General features: G+C 72.1%; 17 protein-coding genes. 13 read left to right on the forward strand and 4 right to left on the reverse strand.

Annotated features, from left to right (window positions below):
• The first annotated feature begins 2 nt into the window (after window positions 1–2).
• The gene (locus ACZ518_RS37865) at window positions 3–986 is read left to right on the forward strand and encodes an AraC family transcriptional regulator (protein ID WP_469117572.1); all 984 of its coding nucleotides are present in this window, start codon (window positions 3–5) and stop codon (window positions 984–986) included.
• 52 nt (window positions 987–1,038) lie between these two features.
• Here the strand turns inward: ACZ518_RS37865 and ACZ518_RS37870 are convergent, their stop codons facing one another.
• Window positions 1,039–1,512 (reverse strand): GNAT family N-acetyltransferase, encoded by a 474-nt coding sequence (locus ACZ518_RS37870; protein WP_469117573.1) that lies wholly within the window; start codon window positions 1,510–1,512, stop codon window positions 1,039–1,041.
• Window positions 1,513–1,610: 98 nt separating this feature from the next.
• Between ACZ518_RS37870 and ACZ518_RS37875 the strand changes: the two genes are divergently transcribed.
• The gene (locus tag ACZ518_RS37875; protein ID WP_469117574.1) at window positions 1,611–3,143 is read left to right on the forward strand and encodes an FAD-dependent monooxygenase; all 1,533 of its coding nucleotides are present in this window, start codon (window positions 1,611–1,613) and stop codon (window positions 3,141–3,143) included.
• Here ACZ518_RS37875 and ACZ518_RS37880 read toward each other — a convergent pair.
• Window positions 3,136–3,807: a ScbR family autoregulator-binding transcription factor gene (locus ACZ518_RS37880; protein WP_469117575.1), complete on the reverse strand. Its 672-nt coding sequence runs from the start codon at window positions 3,805–3,807 to the stop codon at window positions 3,136–3,138. The genes ACZ518_RS37875 and ACZ518_RS37880 overlap by 8 nt on opposite strands.
• A gap of 142 nt (window positions 3,808–3,949) precedes the next feature.
• Between ACZ518_RS37880 and ACZ518_RS37885 the strand changes: the two genes are divergently transcribed.
• Window positions 3,950–4,798: an SDR family oxidoreductase gene (locus tag ACZ518_RS37885; protein WP_469117576.1), complete on the forward strand. Its 849-nt coding sequence runs from the start codon at window positions 3,950–3,952 to the stop codon at window positions 4,796–4,798.
• Between the two features lie 33 nt (window positions 4,799–4,831).
• Here the strand turns inward: ACZ518_RS37885 and ACZ518_RS37890 are convergent, their stop codons facing one another.
• Window positions 4,832–5,830, reverse strand: coding sequence for a ScbA/BarX family gamma-butyrolactone biosynthesis protein (locus ACZ518_RS37890; RefSeq protein ID WP_469117577.1), 999 nt, complete (start codon window positions 5,828–5,830; stop codon window positions 4,832–4,834).
• A gap of 1,180 nt (window positions 5,831–7,010) precedes the next feature.
• On the opposite strand from ACZ518_RS37890, the gene ACZ518_RS37895 reads away from it, so the two are divergent.
• The 4 genes from ACZ518_RS37895 (at window position 7,011) to ACZ518_RS37910 (ending at window position 10,424) form a co-directional block, all read left to right on the forward strand.
• Window positions 7,011–7,835 (forward strand): AfsR/SARP family transcriptional regulator, encoded by an 825-nt coding sequence (locus ACZ518_RS37895; protein WP_469117578.1) that lies wholly within the window; start codon window positions 7,011–7,013, stop codon window positions 7,833–7,835.
• Between the two features lie 314 nt (window positions 7,836–8,149).
• On the forward strand, window positions 8,150–8,971 hold the full coding sequence (locus ACZ518_RS37900) for an AfsR/SARP family transcriptional regulator (RefSeq protein WP_331719167.1): 822 nt from the start codon (window positions 8,150–8,152) through the stop codon (window positions 8,969–8,971).
• Window positions 8,972–9,111: 140 nt separating this feature from the next.
• Window positions 9,112–9,384 carry a phosphopantetheine-binding protein gene (locus tag ACZ518_RS37905; protein ID WP_469117579.1) on the forward strand — a complete coding sequence of 91 codons (273 nt, stop codon included), beginning with the start codon at window positions 9,112–9,114 and terminating at the stop codon, window positions 9,382–9,384.
• Between the two features lie 74 nt (window positions 9,385–9,458).
• Window positions 9,459–10,424, forward strand: coding sequence for an SRPBCC family protein (locus ACZ518_RS37910; RefSeq protein WP_469117580.1), 966 nt, complete (start codon window positions 9,459–9,461; stop codon window positions 10,422–10,424).
• A 155-nt stretch (window positions 10,425–10,579) separates the two neighbouring features.
• Here the strand turns inward: ACZ518_RS37910 and ACZ518_RS37915 are convergent, their stop codons facing one another.
• Window positions 10,580–11,194 carry a ScbR family autoregulator-binding transcription factor gene (locus ACZ518_RS37915; protein WP_469117581.1) on the reverse strand — a complete coding sequence of 205 codons (615 nt, stop codon included), beginning with the start codon at window positions 11,192–11,194 and terminating at the stop codon, window positions 10,580–10,582.
• Between the two features lie 232 nt (window positions 11,195–11,426).
• Between ACZ518_RS37915 and ACZ518_RS37920 the strand changes: the two genes are divergently transcribed.
• The 6 genes from ACZ518_RS37920 to ACZ518_RS37945 form a co-directional block, all read left to right on the forward strand.
• On the forward strand, window positions 11,427–12,200 hold the full coding sequence (locus ACZ518_RS37920) for a response regulator transcription factor (protein ID WP_469117582.1): 774 nt from the start codon (window positions 11,427–11,429) through the stop codon (window positions 12,198–12,200).
• 67 nt (window positions 12,201–12,267) lie between these two features.
• A complete protein-coding gene (locus tag ACZ518_RS37925; protein ID WP_469117583.1) occupies window positions 12,268–13,116 on the forward strand; it encodes a hypothetical protein in 849 nt (282 codons plus the stop codon).
• A 256-nt stretch (window positions 13,117–13,372) separates the two neighbouring features.
• Window positions 13,373–14,842, forward strand: coding sequence for an FAD-dependent monooxygenase (locus tag ACZ518_RS37930; protein WP_469117584.1), 1,470 nt, complete (start codon window positions 13,373–13,375; stop codon window positions 14,840–14,842).
• Window positions 14,843–14,939: 97 nt separating this feature from the next.
• Window positions 14,940–15,608: a TetR/AcrR family transcriptional regulator C-terminal domain-containing protein gene (locus tag ACZ518_RS37935; RefSeq protein ID WP_469117585.1), complete on the forward strand. Its 669-nt coding sequence runs from the start codon at window positions 14,940–14,942 to the stop codon at window positions 15,606–15,608.
• Window positions 15,609–15,638: 30 nt separating this feature from the next.
• A complete protein-coding gene (locus ACZ518_RS37940) occupies window positions 15,639–15,968 on the forward strand; it encodes a TcmI family type II polyketide cyclase (RefSeq protein ID WP_469117586.1) in 330 nt (109 codons plus the stop codon).
• A 40-nt stretch (window positions 15,969–16,008) separates the two neighbouring features.
• Window positions 16,009–17,105, forward strand: a 1,097-nt coding sequence (locus ACZ518_RS37945; protein WP_469117587.1) for a beta-ketoacyl-[acyl-carrier-protein] synthase family protein, incomplete at its 3' end; no start/stop codon positions are given.

Genomic DNA, 17,105 nt, shown 5'->3' on the forward strand with positions numbered 1-17,105 from the left:
TCATGGACACGCTGACCGGTCTTCTCGAAGGGCCAAGGGCCCGCAGTGCCTTCCTGATGAAGTCCGTCTTCGACCCGCCGTGGGCCATGCGGGTCGAGGACCGGGCCCCGCTGTCGGTGATGACGCTCGTGCGCGGCTCGGCGTGGCTGCTGCCCGACGACGGCGAGGCCGTGCGGATCGGGCCGGGCGACGTGGCGGTCGTACGGGGGCCCGTGCCGTACACGCTCGCCGACGTGGCGGAGACCCCGGTGAGCGTCGTGATCGGCCCCGACCAGCGGTGCAGTTCGCGGGAGGGCGAGGACGTCACCGAGCGGTTCTCGCTCGGGGTGCGGACCTGGGGCCCGGCGCGGGAGGGCGCCGGCTCGGTGGTGCTGCTCAGCGGGACCTACCAGGCGCCGAGCGAGATCGGGCGGCGGCTGCTGGGGGCGCTGCCGGCGGTGCTGGTGCGGCCGGTGCGGGCGGCCGACGCCACCCTGATCACACTGCTGGCCTCGGAGGTGGCGCAGGACGAGCCGGGGCAGGAGCTCGTGCTGGACCGGCTGCTGGACCTGCTGCTCATCGGGGTGCTGCGGGCCTGGCTCGCCGCCCCCGGCTCAGGGGCGCCGGCCTGGCACCGCGCCCAGGGCGACCCGGTCGTCGGGGCGGCGCTGCGGCTGCTGCACGAGGACCCCGCGTACGGGTGGACCGTGGAGGAACTGGCGCGCCGGGCCGGGGTGTCGCGGGCCGCGCTGGCCCGGCGCTTCACGGAGCTGGTCGGGGAGCCGCCGGTCGCCTACCTGACGGGCTGGCGGCTCGCCCTGGCCGCCGACCTGCTGCGCGAGCCGGACGCCACGGTGGCGACGGTGGCCCGCCGGGTCGGCTACGGGAGCGCGTTCGCGCTGTCGGCGGCCTTCAAGCGGGTACGGGGAGTGAGCCCGCAGCAGTTCCGGGAGGGCGCGGGAGCGGGCACGGTGCCGGGGGTGTCCGGCACGGTGGTTCTGGGTTAGGCCGTGTCTTGCGGATCGGGCCCGGCCTGATCCGAAAGACACGGCCCGGTCCCTACGCGAGTTCGAGGACGGCCACCGGCTGGGGGCCGCTGAACTCGCCCGTGGGGCGGAAGCCGAGGCCGAGGTAGAAGGGCGCCGGGCTGTCTTCGCTGTCGTGCCAGGTCACGTACGCCCGGTTCCCGCCGCGGCGGCGGATCTCCTGCGTGACGGCCTCCACGGCGAAGCGGCCGTAGCCCTTGCCCTGGTGCTCGGCGGCGATGTTCAGGCGCCAGATGCCGGAGCGGCGGTGCTCCGGGTCCTTCGCCGGGTCCCAGACGATGTCCAGGAAGGCCATGACGAAGCCGACGACCTCGTCGCCGTCGAGGATGGCGCGGGGCCAGGCGGGCTCGCCGTGGACGTAGGCCTCGGCGAGGGACTGCGCGACGGACTCGACGAGGTGCTCCTGGTCGGGGCGGACGCGGACGGCGGTCACCGCTTCGAAGTTGTCCGGGGTCACCGGCACCAGGCGGAGGGAAGAGCTGATCATGGGCGCAGCCTAGGGCCTGTCCGCCCGGACGATTGAAAAGAACGGGACAGCCGGTATATTTTCTGCGGCAGTACATCGGGAGGGGAAGGGGAAAGCCTTTGCGGGCACAAGTGGCCGTCGTCGGCGGGGGGCCGGTCGGCATGCTCGTCGCGGCCGAGCTGGCCGGGTACGGGGTCGACACGGTGGTTCTGGAGGAGCGCTCGGAGATCTCGGAGCGGCCCAAGGCGACCACGCTGCACGCACGGGCGGTCCAGAGCCTGGCCCGGCGCGGGTACCTGCCCGGGGACGCCCCCGGCGGAACCCCGGGCGGAACCTCCGGCGCGTTCCATTTCGGCGGGATCCACGGGCTGGTCATCACCGTGCCCGAGGGGGAGCCGGAGCCGATCCTCAAGCGCCCGCAGGCCGAGCTGGAACGGCTCTTCGAGGCGCGGGCCCGGGCGGCCGGCGCACGGGTGCTGCGCGGGCACCGGGTGACCGGGATCGCCCAGGAACCGGACGGCGTGCGGCTGGACGTCGAGGGGCCCGGGGGTCCGGCGACCTGCAGCGTCGAGTACCTCGTCGGCGCGGACGGGGCCCGCGGCACCGTACGGGAACGGCTGGGGATCGCCTCCGACACGACACCGGCCTCGGTCTCCGCCCTGGTGGGGCTGGCCAGACTGGAGGACCCGGAAGCCCTGGAGCCGGGCTGGCTGCGCACTCCGCGCGGGTGGATCGTCTCCAAGCGGACGCCCGGCGGCGAGACACACATCCGGACGCTGGACTGCGCGGGCGCGTACGAGGGCCGGGAACGGCAGCCGACGCCACAGGAACTGCGCGGCGAGGTCTCCCGGATCGCCGGCCGCGACATCGCGATGGCGGGGGCGCGCTGGATCAGCAGGTTCAGCGACTTCACGCGCCTGGCCCGGACCTTCCGCGCGGGACGGGCCTTCCTGGTGGGCGACGCGGCGCACCTGCACTTTCCCATCGGCGGACAGGGGCTGAGCACCGGGGTGCTGGACGCCCTGAACCTGGGCTGGAAGCTGGCACTCGCCGTGCGCGGCGCGGCGGGGGAGCGGCTGCTCGACAGCTATGACCTGGAGCGCCGCCCCGCGGCGCAGGGGGTCGTCGACAACACCCGGGCGCAGCTCGCGCTGATGCGGCCCGGGGAGGACGTCGACGCGCTGCGCGAGGTGTTCACGGGGCTGCTGGCCGCGGACCGGGACACCGGCGGCGGGCTCGGCGGCGTGATCAGTGCGCAGGGGACGGTGCTTCCCGCGTACACGGACCGGCCGTCCTCGTGGGAGGGCCGGTTCCTGTCGAACTTCCGGCTGCCGGGCGGGACGGGGGAGGGCGATCTCGTCGCCCTGCTGCGTGACGGCCGGCCGCTGCTGCTCCTGTTCGGAGAGCGGGGGGCGCGCCACGAGGAGGAGGCGCGCCCGTGGTCGTCGGTCCTGCGTGTGGTGCGGACCGGGCAGGTACCCGGAGCCCCGTACGAGGCGCTGCTGGTACGACCCGACGGCTACGTCGGCTGGTCGCCGGGCGACAGCGCGCTGGGCGGCGCGCTGTCGGCGTACTTCGGCGGCGGGGCATGCGCGCCCGCGCCCGCGACCGCGGCGGCCCCGGGAGGCGGGCGTGGGCTCCGGCTCAGCTGAGCGAGCCGGCGGCCTCCCGCTCCTGGGCCAGCAGGAACGCCTCGTGGTAGACCTCGGCGGCGCGGCTCTCGCCGAGGTGCAGCGAGGCGAGGACCGAGGACTGGGCGATGCTGGGCAGCAGGTGGCGCAGGAGCGCGCTGACCCGGACCACGAGGTCCCGGTAGTCGGTGAGGGCCTGGGACATCGACTGGATGCCGGCGTAGGCGCCCACGAGCACGTCGGCGGTCTCGGCCGGGTCCACGTGGGGCAGCAGCTCGCCCTGGAGCTGGGCCTTGTCCAGCCGTTCGCCGACGGGGACGGCCCAGTTGCGGAACGGTCCGCTGCGGTCGAGTCCCTCGGCGCGCTGGTCCATGGTCAGCCGTACGCCGGCCCGGACCATGGGATCGGTCTGCAGCCGGTAGGTGTGCAGCATGACTATGTCCACGATCTCCTGGAGCTTGGAAGCGCGCTCCGGGAGCGGGAGGTTCTGGTTCTGGGCGTTGAGGACCCCGAGGGCCAGGTCTTCCTTGGACTGGAAGTGGAAGTACAAGGCCCCCTTGGTCACGCCGGCGACCGTGAGGATCTCGGAGATGGTCGAGGCCTGGTAACCGCGCTCCTCGAAGATCTTGGCTGCAGCGCTCAGGATGGCCTGGCGCGTGCGGATGGCTCGGACCTGTTCAGCCACGGTGGCTCCTCCTTCATCAGGATTCGTCGGAGCGTCGGAAGCCCTGATGCAAACCGTCCGTCCCGTACGTATCTTACAGCGGGTAACTCCGACGCCAACCATGTCGCCGCTCCGGAGGACCAAAAATGAGTGAGGACGGAAGATGATTCTTGTGACGGGCGCCACTGGGACGGTGGGGCGTGAGGTGCTGCGACGGCTGTCCCCGGACCTTCGGGTCAGGGCGATGGCGAGGCAGCCCGCACGCGTGGCGCCGGAGAGCGGAACGGCCGAGACCGTGCGCGCGGACTACGACGACCCGGAGTCGCTCGCCCTCGCCCTCGAAGGCGTGGACAGCGTTTTCCTGGTGACCAGCCGCGTCGGGCGCGACGACGACGCGCGGTTCCTGCGGCTCGCGAGGTCGGCCGGGGTGCGGCACGTCGTGAAGCTCTCGGCGGCCGCCGTGGAGGACGGGGGCGCCGACGACCTGATCACGCGCTGGCAGCGGGAGAACGAGGACCTGCTGCGCGGCTCGGGGATGGAGTGGACGCTGCTGCGTCCGCGCTCCTTCATGTCCAACGCCCTGTCCTGGGCGTCGTCCGTCCGCTCGGACGGTGTCGTCCGGGCCTTGTACGGGGCGTCGGCCAACTCCTGCGTCGATCCGCGCGACATCGCCGAGGTCGCCGTGCGCACGCTGACCGCGCGCGGGCACGCCGGCCGGGCGTACGCCCTGACCGGGCCGCGGGCGCTCACCGCCGCCGAGCAGACCGCACAGCTCTCCGAGTTGCTGGGCCGTCCGCTGCGCTTCGAGGAGCTGGATCCCGGGCAGGCCCGCGCCCAGTGGAGCGCGCGCTACCCGGAGCCCGTCGTCGAGGCGCTGCTGAGCAGTGCAGAGCGGCAGCGCCGCGGAGCCAAGACGGGGGTGGGGAGCTCGGTGGAGGAACTGACCGGGAGGCCTGCGGGCTCCTTCCGGGCATGGGCCGGCGACCATCTCGCCGCCTTCGCGAGGCCCTGAGGCCGCCGCCCGGGCCACTGACCGCCGCGGCGGTCAGTGGCCGTAGGCGGCCGCCGTGATGACGGCGGTGTAGATGACCTGGCCCTCCTGGCGGCCCGTCACGCGTACGGCTTCCTCGGCGCCCGGGACGTCCGGGTACAGGCGCTCGGCCTCGATCACGCAGGGGATGTCCAGTTCCGCGTACCGCTTGAAGTCGCCGGAGATGCTGAGCGGGAGGAAGGACGAGCGCCCCAGTGCGGCCGCCGCGGCCTGCCGGGCGGCCTCCAGGAGCACCATGCCCGGTACGTGGTCGACCCAGTGGTCGAAGAGGACGGGGTGCAGGGTGTCCACCCGCAGCTGCCAGCGGTTCGGCTCGCCTACGGGAGAGAGGACCACGTCGGTCGGCGACAGCCGTCCGACGCTCTGCGGCGCGGCGGGAGCCGTCAGGGGCAGCGCGCGGTGCCCGGGTTCGAGGGTGTGCGCGGGGCGCACCCGCCGGTACACGGACGGGCTGGTGCAGGTGTAGGAGGCCCTGCCCGTCGCGACGACGTGCCCCTCGCGGCGGACGACCGCCTCGTAGCCGAGCCCGGTCAGCCGGCCCGCCCGCCGGCTGATCGTCGTGCACGTGACCTCGATGTCGAGCGAGGCCGGGGTCTGGCGGACCTGGAGGTGCTCGGGGTGGACCGTGAGGCTGAGGTCCCACATGAGGAAGTGGTGTCCGAAAGGAACGCCGAACTCCGCGTGTCCCAGCAGGCTGCCGATCTGGCGGATCGTTTCGGTGCAGATGAGCGGGTCGTAGTAGCCGCCCGCGACCGGCGTGAAGAAGCTGTGGCTCCGCGGCCACTGCGCGGTCACGGAGAAGTGGGCCTCGTCCAGGCGGTGCCAGTCGGTGAGCAGGACCTCGGCCACGGAGGCGCGGTGGACCAGTTCCTTAGGAACGGTGGCGGTGAGCGACGGGAAGCGGAAACCGCTTCGCTCCGACGTCGTAGTGGCGGACCGCCAAGCCGGGTCGTAGATGGCTGCGCGCTCGACATGAAACGTGCTCGCGCTCATTGTTCCCCCTAGACAGCGCTGGCCAGTTACAGGTGTGACTGCCGAGAAAAATATATACCAACCGGTTTTTTATCCAGAGGCTGTCCGCCAATTGGCTCCGGAATATGCGGAGGAATTGCTTCCGGCCATGCTGCGACTCCCTGTTTGCCCAGGTCTTGGGCCATGGTGCGTCGTCGAATCTGCGCCATCGGGCGCGAACGATCTCAAGTGCATCAAGAGTGATCCTTTAGTCGGCCGATGCCCGATCGGTAAAGGGGTGGTGAAGCCCGAGCGTCGATTCGCTCAGGACGGTTCGCTTCGCACCTCTGGGGTGGGCCGTCCGTGGACCGGGCCGTGCCCGGCAGGAGCCCGGAGGGCCGGACGGGCTCCGGAGGCTCTGCCGGCCGACCGCACGTGAGCCCTAACTGTGCGGCTCACCTCGGGTGTTGCCCCGGCGGCCGATGCTCCGGCGGCGAGCGGGCGGGACACGGCCGCGGCGGTGGGAGGGGAGCCGTCCGGGAGGGGTGGGGGAACCACCAGGGGGATTGCTGTCGCGAATGAGGGTGCGGCCCGCTCGTCCCCCGGCCGGTGTGCGGCTGCGGACGCCCCGCGGGATTCCGGCCAGCGGCCGACGGGCGGCCGGTCCGACGGGGCCGGGCCCGGCGCGTGGCGGTGCGGCCTTGTGGCGCCTGGGCCGTGGCTCGAACGCCTCGGGGCCGGCGCGTTGTCGAGGCCGCCACTCCGCCTCCGCTTCGAGCGGGGTTCCAGCGCCTTTCCGCCGAGGCTCCGGCGGCAGCCGAGCGGGATTCACGTTCGGCAAACCGCGAAAGCGGTTTGTAGTGGGCGCCCCAGGTCCGTACCCGCTCGTCCGAAGGGTGGTACGCGCCACCCTTCGGATCCCGTTTCCGACCCGCCAGGGACGTGAATCAGCCAACCATCCGGTCTGTTATGGGGTCATTCAAGCCACTCCCGCGCTCGTTTCGGGAGGATTTTGCAGGGCTGAGGCGACCTTGAAGCCATCCTCCAGTAGCGCTGGAACCAAGAAAGAGGCAGGTCAGGAGGGGTGGTGAGGTGGTTCACGAGTGGCGGGGCGGCGAAAAACGGTACAGCCGGTTTGGTATTGACAAACCGGCTCAGCTGTTTTTTGCTCGTTCCAGCGAAAGTCAAGGGCTCATCCAAGGACGAAGCAGGGGAGTACGGCGTGGACATCGATGTACTGGGCGCACTGACCGTTCGGGAGAACGGGGTCTCCATCACGCCGACGGCGGCCAAGCCCCGGCAGGTGCTGGCGCTGCTCGCGCTGCACGCGGACCAGGTCGTGCCCGTGGCCGCGCTGATAGAGGAGCTGTGGGGGACGGAGCCGCCGCGCAGCGCGCGGACCACCCTGCAGACCTACGTGCTCCAGCTGCGCGGTCTCATCGGCACCGCGCTGGAGGGGACCGACGGTTCGCGTACCGCCAAGGACGTCCTCGTCACGCTGCCCGGCGGGTACATGCTCAACAGCGGCGGCGGGACCAGCGACGTCCGCGAGTTCGACCGGCTGGCCGGGATGGGCTACCGGGCCATGGACGCCGCGGACTTCCCCAATGCCGCGCGGCTGCTGCGGGAGGCGCTCGCCCTGTGGTCGGGCCCGGCCTTCGCCGACGTCGACGGCGGGGTGCAGCTGGACATGGAGACGCGCCGCCTGGAGGAGACCCGGCTGTGCGCGCTCGACCAGCGCATCGAGGCCGACCTGCGGCTCGGCCGGCACCGTGAGTTGCTTGCGGAACTGACCGTTCTGGCCAGCCGTTACCGGATCCACGAGAACCTGCACGGGCAGTTCATGCTCGCCCTGCACCGCTCGGGCCGGCGCGGCGAGGCGCTCAGCGTCTACCAGCGCCTGCGCGCCACGCTGGTGCGCGAGCTCGGCATCGAGCCCTCGGCCGCCCTGCGCAGCCTCCAGCGGTCGATCCTCATGAGCGGCCCCGAGGCGACCACCGCCGAATCCCCGGAGACCGCCCGCAAGCGGCTCGCCCGGGTCGGCTGATCCCGGCATTCGGGCGATCGCCCGGTGAATGCTGCACAGGGATTTAAGAAAGTGCTGGGAAAAACCTGAGATTTAATTTGCATCAACGGTGATCGGAACAAAGACGACGAGCTCGATCAGCGGGCTGAGCACGGGGTTTGGCGTCCAATCGGAATCCTGTCTTTCGAATCCGCCGTCTGTTCGCCTGTTTCGGAGGTCCGCTCGATGTCGGCTTGAATGCCCGGTGATGTTGCCCTGGGCTGGCTTACCGTCATCGGGTCGAATACTGAAAACCGAGAGTATCTCGACGAAATATGGAGGGGAGACGGGAGACCGTGAAGATTCAGGTTCTGGGTCCGTTGAGTGCCGAGGTCAACGGGGCATCGATCGTTCCTACGGCGGGCAAGCCGCGTCAGATCCTGGCGCTTCTCGCGCTCTACCCGGGCCGGGTGATGCCCGTACCGACCCTCATGGAGGAGATCTGGGGGACGAACCTGCCCGAAAGCGCGCTCACCACCCTGCAGACGTACATCCTCCAGCTGCGCCGCAGGCTCGGTACGGCGATGGGTCCGGGGGCGCCCGGCACCGCCAAGGACGTGCTCGCCACCCGGCACGGCGGCTACCTGCTCCAGATCCCGCAGGAGTCGGTGGACGTCCACGAGTACGAGGCCCTCGTCGCCGCCGGCCAGAACGCCTTCGACGACGGTGACGACGAGCGCGCCGCCGACCTGCTGCGCAAGGCGCTCGACCTGTGGCAGGGACCCGCGCTGGTCGACGTACGCGTCGGCCCGATCCTGGAGATCGAGGTGCTGCGGCTGGCGGAGAGCCGGCTCGTCACCACCGAGCGGCGGATCGACGTGGACCTGCGCCTCGGCCGGCACACCGAACTGCTCGCCGAGCTCACCGAGCTGATGGCCCGCAACCCGCAGCACGAGGGCCTGCACTCGCAGGCCATGGTCGCGCTGTACCGTTCGGGCCGGCAGGCCACCGCCCTCGACGTCTACCGCAGGCTCCGCGCCCGGCTGATCGGGGAGCTCGGGGTCGAGCCCTCGCAGCAGCTGCAGCGCCTGCACCAGGCGATGCTGCGGGTGGACCCGGCGCTCGACGTGGTCGCCGGACCGCGGCGCAGCTCCACCTTCGACCTGTACGCGGCCTAGGCCCGGCAGGTCGCGGCGGGGAGGCGCGGCGGCTCCAGCGGGGCTCGTGCCCGGCGTGAGGGGCTCTCCAGGGCGGGCGGTCAGGCTCCTGGCGACCCGGTATGAGCCGCTGCGCCGGCGGACGAGGAGAGAGGCAAACCATGCAAGCCACGGTCCGGATGGAACTCGCCGACCTCACCCGCATCCTGCGGATCTGGGGAGGCGAGGAGGACTGCGTCGAGCTGACCGAGGAAGTCCAGGACCTGTACTGGATCGAGCTCGGCTACGACAGCCTCTCCATCTTGCAGACCATAGAGTCGATAGAGCGGAAGTTCGACGTCCACCTCGCCGGGGAGATCCTCGAACTGGGCGACACCCCGCGGCTCTTCCTCGAACTGGTCAACGACGTGCTGGGCAGCCGGGCCGCCGTCTGAGACTCCAGCGGCGTTCGACGCGGATTCCGGCGGACGCCGACAGGCTCTGCGCCAAGCGTTGAGAGAGGTGTCCGATGTCTGTCGAGCGAGTGCACCGGATGTCATACGCGGTCGACGCGGCCGCGCCCGCCGGAGCCCTGTACACCCTGGTGGCCGATGTCACCCAGTGGCCGCTGTTCCTGCCGGACACCGTCCACGTCGAGCGGCTGGACTTCGACGGCGTCGCCGACCGGTACGTCCGGTGGGCCGACACGGGCGGGGAACTGCGGCGCTCGCTCGTGCGGCGGAGGCTGGACGCCGGCGGGCGGCGCGTCCTGTTCCACGAGGAGCGCCCCGACGCGCCCGTCGCCGCCTCGGGCGGCAGCTGGGGCGTGGAGGAACTGGCCCCCGGCTGGTCGCGGCTGACCCTGGAACGGGAGATCACCGTGGACGGCGGCCGGACCGCGGAGGCCGAACGGGCCGTCGCGCGGGCGGAGGAGAGCGCGTGGGCGGCGCTGGGCGGTCTGCGGATCGCGGCCGAGCGCTGGCGGCGGCTCGACGAACTCATGGTGTCCTTCGAGGAGTCCGTACGGATCGAGGGCCCGGCCGAGCCGGTGTACGAGTTCCTGTACGGCGTGGACTCCTGGCCCGGCCGGGTCGCCCACGTGATGGAGGCGGAGGTGTCCGAGGAGCGGCCCGGCGTGCAGCGCACCCGGCTGGTCAACCTGGCCGACGACGGCTCCGCCTACCCGACCGAGGCGTTGCGGGTGTGCTTCCCGGCGGCCGGGCGGATCGTCTTCAAGCGGACCCGGCCGCACCCGCTGCTGGCGGCGCACGCCGGCGAGTGGTGCGTGGAGCCGGACGCGTCGGGGGTCACCGTGTCCTGCCGGCACGACCTGCTGCTGGACGAGCGGGCGGTGGGGCGGAGCTCCGGCCCCGGCGCGGAACTGGCGGCGGCGCGGCGGTACGCGCGCGAGGTGGTCGGGCGCGAGAGCCGGGCCGTGCTGGAGCCGGCGACGCGGTACGCGGGCGACCCCGTGAGGACCCTGCGCTCGGTGTGAGGCGCTCCCGGCCTTCCCGGCCACGCTGACCCACCGGCTTTCCCCTGGCGGCCCGCCACCGTGTTCCCCCGCGGTGGCGGGCCGCCGGGGTGTCCGCGGAGTCCCCTCCTGGCCCGGGCGGACGGCGCTGCTTCATGGACACCCCCTCGTGCTGCTCAGCTCCCCCGCCCGGCGGTGTCCAGTTCGCGCAGGGTGGCGGGCACGGCCAGACAGGGCATGACCACCCGCCAGAAGCCGGCCAGCGTGCGCGGCGCGAGCCACTGCGGGTCGTCGCGGCCCAGGGCCTCGAAGCCGAGGGTGGCCGCCACCACCGTCGCCGCCACGCTGCGGTGGTTGAGGCCGGGCAGCAGGGTGCCCTCCTCGGAGGCCTCCGCCAGCAGCCGGTGGACGTATTCGTGCCACTCCCGGGGCAGGGCGCAGGTGGACGCGTACGCGGACTCCCGGCCCAGCCGGAGACCGGCCCGGGCCACGACGTCCTTCAGGAGCAGCCCAGCGAGCGCCTGGGAGCTGTCGGCCAGGGCCTGGAGGGCGGACGTCCGCCGCGCGTACACCTCGCGGGCGACGGCGCGCAGGGCCTTGGCCCCGGCGGCCTCGACGGCCTGGGCGACCGCCGCCTTGTTCTCGAAGTGGAAGTGCAGCGCGCCCGGGCTCACTCCGGCCCCGACGCTGATCATGCTCAGCGTCGCCTCTGCGTAGCCGCGCCGTCCGAACACGGTCGCGGCTGACTCAATCAGTGCGTGCCGGGTCCGGACGGCGCGTTCTTGTTTCATCACGCATAGCTCCTGTATCAGTTTCCTTCCATTATTAAACCGCGCCGTTGGTATGGGAATGGGCTCCGACTGCCCGTTCCTGGCCGGTTTGGCGGCGATTCTGGACCACTGGTGGCCCGATTTAGTCCTTTTTTCGAGGGCCTTGCCGGGGTTTGCGGGCTTTGACAAACCGACGAAGCGGTTTGTATCTTCATTGACGTTGGCTCAACCGAGCTTGAGGGGAGGGGGGCAGATGAACCAGCGGACCATCGCTGTACTGGAACCTCACACAGCCGCCGCGGGCGTGAGCGGGGGATTCCTGCCGGCCGAGGGGCTCAGAACGCCACAGCACGCGCCGACCCAGTCGGCCTTGTGGCGGATCCTCATCGTGGAGAGCAACACGATCGAGGCGGAGACGCTCGCCCGCGGCCTGCGCCGCCATGGACACGAGGTCGAGATCGTCGCCACCGGCAGCGAGGCCCTGCGCTGCTACGCCGACGCCGACCTCGTCCTGCTGGACCTGGAACTCCCCGACCTGGACGGTCTGGAGGTCTGCCGCGGCATCCGCGCGGCCCACGAGATCCCGGTGATAGCGGTCACCGCCCGGGGCAGCGAACTGGACCGGGTCCTCGGACTGCAGGCGGGCGCGGACGACTACCTGGTCAAGCCGTACGGGTTCCGCGAGCTGATGGCGCGGATGGAGGCGGTCATGCGCCGGGCGCGGCCCACCCGCCCCGTCGCGGCCACCATCACCTGCGGCCCGCTGCGGATCGACGCGGGCACGCGCGAGGTGACCCTGAACGGGGAGCCCGTCGAGACCACGCGCAAGGAGTTCGACATGCTCTACCTCCTCGCGTCCCATCCCGACACCGTCATCCCGCGCAAGATGCTGATGCAGCAGGTCTGGGGCGACTCCTGGTCCCGCCGGACCGTGGACACGCACGTGAGCACGCTCCGCAACAAGATCGGCGCCGGCTGGATCATCACGATCCGGGGCGTCGGTTTCCGGTTCGGCCAGGGCGCCTGAACCCGCCCCCGCGCGGCACCGCGGGAGGACGACCGCCGAGCACGACGCAAGCCGAGGGGGAACGAGCATGGCAGTGACGGCGCTGTGCCACGGGGAGGGCTGCCGCACCGGACACGCGGGCGGACGGGCCCGCAGGCGCGCGACCGGCGGCAGCCGGCTCTGCCGGCCCTGCCGCGAGCACTTCGAGGCGGGCCTCGCGGAACTGGCGCACCTGTACGAGGAGTGCGGCCGCGTCCTCGGCGGCGCGGCCCCCGGCAGCCTGCGCGAGCGCACCACCGGCGGAGAGCTCCCCGGGCTCCCCTTCAACGGGGCCGCCGCCGACGTACGGGCCAGGATGGTCTCCGTACTCGGCTCCTGGAGCGGGCTCGTCGCCCAGCAGCGCGGGTTCACCTCGCCGCCGCGCACCGTCGCCGCGCTCACCGCCTTCCTGACGCGCAACGCCGACTGGCTCGCCGCCCACTCCGCCGCCGGCGAGGCCACCGAGGAGATCGCCCGGCTGGTACGCGCCGGACGCCGCGCCGCCTTCCCCGACCCGGCCCGCAGCATCCGCCTCGGCGACTGCCCCGAGTCCGGCTGCGCCGGCGCCCTCACCCTCGCGGTGCGCGCCGCGGCCCGCGCCGACGGGCCGGCCATCGTGTGCGCCGCGGACCCGGAACACCGTTGGACCAGCGACCAGTGGAGCGCGCTCAGCCGCTCCATGGACTCCGCGCGCGAACCCGGCGCCCCGGCCGCGCCGGCCACCGAGCGCTGGCTGACCGCCGCCGACATCTCGCAGCTGTGGCACACGCCCACGGGCACCGTCTACCGGCTGGCGAGCGAGGAGCGCTGGCGCCGGCGCAACCGCGCGGGGCGCACCTACTACAACGAGAGCGACGTCCGGGACTGCTTCACCCGCCGGGCGTCCGCGCGGACCTGAACCTTTCGTCCCGGTACGCGAAGCAGAAGACCGAGCAGTACTCCACACCGGTCAGCACGGCATCCGGCAGGGTCCGGATCCAGCCGTCTGACCGGTGTTTGACATTCCCTTTTCCGCGGTCCGACGCACCGGACCGGGCCTTGTGGAACCTGACCTACTCCTGAATCCAGCGCCATTGAACGGCCGCTCGCGGCCGAAGAACCTTGTAGTCAAGATCCGGTGCACTGTCTCCGGAGGTTGAACTCAAGGAGACGTGATGGACGCCCCAGTGATCGTCGTCGGCGCGGGTCCCGCGGGCATGATGCTCGCCGGCGAACTGCGGCTGGCGGGAGTCGCCGTAGTCGTCCTCGAACGCCTTGAACGGCGTACGGGCGAATCCCGCGGGCTCGGCTTCACCACCCGCACGCTGGAGACCTTCGACCAGCGCGGCCTGCTCGCGCGCTTCGGCGAGATCGAGCGGAGCACACTGGGCCACTTCGGCGGGCTGCCGCTGGACTTCGGCGTGCTCGACGGCGCCTGCCAGGCAGCCAAGACCGTGCCGCAGTCCGTCACGGAGACGCACCTGGAGGAGTGGGCCACCTCCCTGGGCGCCGACATCCGGCGCGGCCACGAGGTGCTCTCCGTACGCGACGACGGCGAGGGAGTCGACGTCGAGGTCCGCGGCCCGGACGGGACGCACACCCTGCGCGCCGGCTGGCTGGTCGGCTGCGACGGCGGGCGCAGCACCGTGCGCAAGGCGGCCGGCTTCGACTTCCCCGGCTCGGCGGCCACCATGGAGATGTACCTCGCCGACATCAAGGGCATCGAGCTCAAGCCCCGCATGATCGGCGAGACCCTGCCCGGCGGCATGGTGATGGTGGGCCCGCTGCCCGGCGGCACCACCCGCATCGTCGTCTGCGAACGCGGCACACCGCCGCGCCGGCGCGAGGGCCCGCCGTCCTTCGACGAGGTCGCGGCCGCCTGGCAGCGGCTGACCGGTGACGACATCTCGTCCGCCGAACCCGTGTGGGTCAGCGCCTTCGGCGACGCGGCCCGGCAGGTCACCGAGTACCGGCGCGGCCGGGTGCTGCTCGCCGGGGACGCGGCGCACATCCACCTGCCCGCCGGCGGGCAGGGCATGAACACCGGTATCCAGGACGCCGTCAACCTCGGCTGGAAGCTCGCCTCGGTCGTACTCGGCCGGGCCCCGCTCGACCTGCTCGACACCTACCACGGCGAACGCCACCCCGTCGGCCGGCGGCTCCTGATGAACACCCGGGCCCAGGGGCTGCTGTTCCTCAGCGGCGCGGAGGTACAGCCGCTGCGCGACTCCCTGCGCGAACTCATGGCGTACGAGGACGTCGCCCGGCACCTCGCCGCCATGGTCACCGGCCTGGAGATCACCTACGACGTGGGCCGGGGCAGCCACCCGCTGCTCGGCCGGCGCATGCCCGACCTGGAACTCACCGGCGCCGACGGCCCCACCTCCAGCACCGAACTGCTGCGCCCCGCCCGCGGGGTGCTCCTCGACCTGGCGGACAACCCCCGGCTGCGCCAGCGCGCCGCGGCCTGGGCGGAGCGGGTCGACACCGTCACCGCCCGGCCGCGCGAGGCGACGTCCGGGGCCGGCGGACTGCACGACACCACCGCCCTGCTGATCCGGCCCGACGGATACGTGGCATGGGCCGCGCCCGGCAGCCACCACGACCTGCCGATGGCGCTCGAACGCTGGTTCGGGACCCCCTGAGGGGATCCCCGGCCCGCGGGTCACTGACGACCGGCGCACCCCCTGACGGCCGCCGCATCCGGCGGCCGGACGAGAACGTCAATCGGAGGAACCACACATGGCAACGCCGCAAGCAACGATCGAGCGCCTCCCCGTCGGCCTGACCGGCCCCGACGGGGAACCCCGCGACATCGTACGGGCGGCCAGGACCGTCCTGGCCCGGGAGGGCTGGAGGCGCTGCACCGCCGAGGCCACCGCCGCCGAGGCCGGAGTGGGCACGGACGTCGTGGCACGGCACTTCCCCGACCACGAGCAACTGCTGCTGGGCGTACTGCTGGACAGCTCCGCCTCCGTCGCGGCCTGCCTCGCGGCCGTCGCCGAGAGCTACCTCGCGGAGATCACCGACCTGCGGGCGGACCTGATCGCACTGGGCCGGGCCTGGCTGGCGCCGCTGGAGGCCTTCCGCGAGCACTTCGCGATCGTCCGGCACATCAGCGCCGAGGTCACCACGCTGCCCGCCGAGGCCGTCGACAAGTGGCAGGCCACCGGACCCCGGCAGGCCCGCCGCGAGCTCGCCCGCCGGCTGCGCCAGGTCGCCGACCGCGGCCTGCTCGCCATCACCGACGCCGACCAGGCGGCCGAACGCTTCATCCTGCTGGTCCCCTCGTCCGTCGTACAGCGCTCCTTCCACGGCGCGCTGCCGCTCGGACCCCAGGAGGAGGACGCGCTCATAGCCGACGGAGTCGACGACTTCATCCGGCTGTACGGCCCGACCACCTCCCGCTGACCCCGCCGATCCCTGGAGAGAGTAGAAAAGATGCACAGCAACCTGATCGTGGCGCGGATGGACGTCCGCTCCAGCGCCGAGGTGGCACAGCTCTTCGCCGAGTTCGACAAGACGGACATGCCGGAGCGCATGGGCACGCTGCGCCGGCGCCTGTTCACGTACCAGGGCCTCTACTTCCACCTCCAGGACTTCGCCGAGGACGACGGCGGCGAGCGCATCCAGGCCTCCCGCAACGACCCGCGGTTCATGAAGATCAGCTACGACCTCCAGCCGTTCATCCAGCCGTACGACCCGGAGACCTGGCGCACGCCGGCCGACGCGATGGCCACGCGCTTCTACGACTGGACGGCGTCCGAATGATGTCCGCCGGAGCAGAGGAGATGACGGGAGGGCACCGCTCGTGGCCCGCCGGGTAGTCATCACAGGCATCGGGGTGCTGGCGCCGGGAGGCATCGGTGTCCGGGAGTTCTGGGAGCTGCTGTGCTCGGGGCGCACGGCCACGCGGGAGATCACCCACTTCGACGCCTCCCCCTTCCGCTCCCGGGTGGCGGCCGAGGCCGACTTCCTGCCGGAGCTGCACGGGCTGACGCAGGACGAGATCCGCCGCATGGGCCGTGCCGCCCAGTTCGCGGTGGTCGCGGCCCGCGAGGCGGTCGAGGACAGCGGCCTCGAACTCGCCGGCTGCGACCCCTACCGCACGGGGGTCAGCATCGGCACCGGAGTGGGAGCCGTGAGCAGCCTCGACAAGGCGTACCGCGCGGCCAGCCTCGACGGCCGGCTCCCGGCCGTCGACCCCACGCGGGCGCCGCAGGCCCTGTACGACCACTTCGTACCCAGTTCCTTCGCCGTGGAGGTGGCGTGGGCGGTGGGTGCGGAGGGGCCGGCGACGGTGGTGTCCTCCGGTTGCACGTCGGGGATCGATTCGGTGGCTCATGCGGTGGATCTGATCCGTGAGGGCAGTGCGGATGTGATGGTGGCGGGTGCGACGGATGCTCCGATCACTCCGTTGACGCTGGCGTGTTTCGATGCGATCAAGGCGACGACGACGCTGAACGACGATCCGGAGCGGGCGTCGCGGCCGTTCGACGCGACGCGCAAGGGTTTCGTGCTGGGTGAGGGCGCGGCGGTGTTCGTGCTGGAGGAGCTGGAGGGCGCCCGCGCCCGCGGCGCCCACGTCTACGCGGAAGTGGCCGGCTACGCCTCCCGCTCCAGCGCCTTCCACATGACGGGCCTGCGCCCCGACGGCCGGGAACTCGCCGAGGCGATCACGGTCGCCCTCGACGAGGCACACCTCGGCCCATCCGATCTCGACTACGTCAACGCGCACGGCTCGGGGACCAAGCAGAACGACGCCCACGAGACGGCCGCGTACCGCCTGGCCCTGGGCCCGCACGCCTACCGGACCCCGGTGAGTTCGATCAAGTCGATGATCGGGCATTCGCTGGGTTCGGTGGGGTCGTTGGAGATCGCGGCTTCGGTGCTGGCGATGGAGCACCA

The organism is Streptomyces sp. NPDC033966 (assembly GCF_055575955.1).